This is a genomic window from Cesiribacter sp. SM1, from assembly GCF_020178975.1.
Classification (GTDB): domain Bacteria; phylum Bacteroidota; class Bacteroidia; order Cytophagales; family Cyclobacteriaceae; genus Cesiribacter.
Window position 1 is genome coordinate 1 of sequence record NZ_JAHXBU010000061.1, and the last position, 2,700, is coordinate 2,700.

The 2,700-nt window shown below is 39.4% G+C and carries 5 protein-coding genes; 4 read left to right on the plus strand and 1 reads right to left on the minus strand.

All coding sequences use genetic code 11. The features are described from left to right. The first annotated feature begins 54 nt into the window (after positions 1–54). The 4 genes from KWJ01_RS13135 (at position 55) to KWJ01_RS13150 (ending at position 2,445) form a co-directional block, all read left to right on the plus strand. Positions 55–678: a hypothetical protein gene (locus tag KWJ01_RS13135; protein ID WP_224996916.1), complete on the plus strand. Its 624-nt coding sequence runs from the start codon at positions 55–57 to the stop codon at positions 676–678. A 269-nt stretch (positions 679–947) separates the two neighbouring features. Next, a complete protein-coding gene (locus KWJ01_RS13140) occupies positions 948–1,175 on the plus strand; it encodes a UPF0175 family protein (protein WP_224996917.1) in 228 nt (75 codons plus the stop codon). Beyond that, complete coding sequence (locus KWJ01_RS13145) at positions 1,168–1,623, plus strand: DUF3368 domain-containing protein (RefSeq protein WP_224996918.1); 456 nt, start codon at positions 1,168–1,170, stop codon at positions 1,621–1,623. The genes KWJ01_RS13140 and KWJ01_RS13145 overlap by 8 nt, the downstream gene beginning before the upstream one ends. Positions 1,624–1,833: 210 nt before the next feature. Further along, the gene (locus tag KWJ01_RS13150) at positions 1,834–2,445 is read left to right on the plus strand and encodes a hypothetical protein (RefSeq protein WP_224996919.1); all 612 of its coding nucleotides are present in this window, start codon (positions 1,834–1,836) and stop codon (positions 2,443–2,445) included. Here KWJ01_RS13150 and KWJ01_RS13155 read toward each other — a convergent pair. Next, on the minus strand, positions 2,399–2,700 hold a 302-nt coding region (locus tag KWJ01_RS13155), incomplete at its 5' end, for a hypothetical protein (protein ID WP_224996921.1). The two genes, KWJ01_RS13150 and KWJ01_RS13155, sit on opposite strands and share 47 nt — an antisense overlap.

Here is a 2,700-nt window from a genome sequence, read left to right on the forward strand (position 1 = left end):
CTGAAGGTAACAACAGAATAAAGCAAATGCCCCAACAGCTTTCAGCCATTGACAATGCAGGAAGCAATTTTTGCGTCCTTTCAGCAAAGGCCAGTGCAGGGCATCTGCTTTATTCAATGGACGTTATGCTGCATTAAAAGTACCGTGGCACAAACTGTAGTAGAGGATAAATTTATGGTGAAGAAGCTGACTGACGTATTAGGAATCATCTTGCTAGGTAGTGTAATCCTTGTATTCGCTATTATCGCTATTCCTATATACTTGTTATGGTCACCCTTCGGCTACTACTTTGACTGGCTAAGAAAACGAAGATTTCAAGAATACTTACTGGAGCTCGGCGATAAGAACTTTTTCTGTTACAACAACCGGATTGATGCTAAGGCTTTCATAGAAAAAGAATTAATCCCTAGGCTTGACCGGAGCGTAGAGATCCTATATCTAGACGGACGCGAGGTGAAATCTTCATATTCCCGTGAATACATGTCAATGGCTCTTTATAGCTTAAAAAGCTATCAGCGGTTTCCTCATCTATTAAAAATAAGGGACGGTAAAATGATTGATGAATCTATAAATAATGAATTCTTCAATACGATGAATCAAAATAAGCCGCTGGATAAGCTGTTGGCTGATATTCAAAGCTTCTTCGGTATAAGAATAAATAATAAAAACGCAGCATAACAACAGAATAAAGCAAATACCCCAACAGCTTTCAGCCATTGACAATGCAGGTAGCAACTTTTGCGTCCTTTCAGCAAAAGGCGGTGAAGGGCATCTGCTTTATTCAATGGACGTTATGCCCAAGCAAAACAGCAGCTTCGGGAAAGGCAGGTTGTAAGTTTCCAGCTTTATGCTTGCCATAGGAGGACTCTTACTCAAACGTCGTTCACAAGCCAAATAGAAACTAAAGTTCGTATATTAGGATTATGAATGTTAAAAGACATTAGCTCATGCGGACTGTAAGTTTAAATATACCGGACAACATAGATATCAATGAACCAGAGCTGAAGATCATATTAGCTGGTGAACTCTATGAAAGGGAAAGGCTATCTCTTGGGCAGGCAGCTGATTTGGCTGGACTTTCCAAAAGGGCATTTATAGAAATGATGGGCAAATTCGGATTTTCAATATTCAGTCAGTCCGAAGAGGATCTACTATCGGATATAGAAAATGCCTGACCTGATTATTTGTGATACAAGCTGCTTAATTCTCTTTGATAAAATCAATCAGCTTGATCTTCTTAGACTGTGTTACAATACAATTTTTGTGACACCAGAAGTGGCTTTGGAATATGGTAAGCAACTGCCGGATTGGATTTTTATCAAGGAAGTTGCAAATCAGTCACATCAACGCATCCTTGAACAGATACTTGGAGTAGGTGAATCCAGTGCAATTGCTTTGGGCGTTGAGTTACCACGATCAACAGTAGTGATTGATGATTTGAAAGCAAGGAAGGTTGCAAAGTCTTTAAATCTTCAAATAACTGGCAGTTTAGGCATTTTGGTTAAAGCCAAGCAAAAAGGACATATAGATCAACTGGCACCGGTGCTTGATGATGTACAGCAGACTGATTTTAGAATATCTGAAAAAATTCTAACAAAAATATTAAGCCTGGTGGGCGAATAAATAAATGAAAGCCTGGGCATAACAACAGAATAAAGCAAATGCCCCAAGAGCTTTCAGCCATTGCTTGTGCAGGCCGTTAGCATTGCGTACATTCATCAAAAGGCGGTGAAGGGCATCTGCTTTATTCAATGGACGTTATGTTTTATTATGAACAGAGTCTTTCTATTAATTCTATTCCTGTACTCATGTTCTGACACCTCTGGTAATAAAGTGGAAGCTACATCAGAATATTGTGAAAATGAACTCAAATTGGTTCAGGCAGAGTCATCCGTGCCTTCTGTTTCGTTTGAATTATCAGAAAGAAAGAACCAAGTAATAGCAAAGCTAAATCCCTTATTTCCTCCAGATGATTGTGGCCCATATTTCTTTTTTGGGTGGAGTAACAAATATCATCCAAATCTCAAGCTGACCTACTATGACGAAACAAGGTGCATGATTGTAGCAGATCGATTATCAACAAGGATAGCTATTAATAAGCAGGGCCAAATACTTTTAGAGAACGAAACCTTAGTAGATAGTCTAGAGCAAATCAGCTCAACTATTGCTAAAGGGCTGGTAAATAATTACTTGAATAATGATAGTCCAGGAGAAATCATTCTCTCATGGCAGGCTGGTACTCAAATTGCCTTATTAGACAGCGTAATTGACCAATCTGTCAAGGGATATTTAAAGGCTGCAAGAATTGCTTCAACTAGCATACTGAATAAGGACTTGTGTGATTTAGAAGCCGCTAATTTGAAAAAACTTAAAGAAGCTTTTCCATTCATATTCATCATCAACCATACTCGAAAAGAAAATCCTGTACCGACACCAGCGGAATAATATAAAAATAAACAAAACATAACAACAGAATAAAGCAAGGGCTGTAAGAGCTCTTTGCCATTGAACCACAAAACCCATACTTTGCGTCCTTTGAGAGGTGGCGGTGACCAGCCCCTGCTTTATTCAACGGACGTTGGGGCATAAGCTCAATTCTTTGGCGGTCGAGTTTGTATTGGGAAAGCAACAGCAGCAGCATTGAAGAGTCCTCGGCTGTACAGCAAGTAGCAAAGGCTTCATGGGAGCATAATAGGGTAG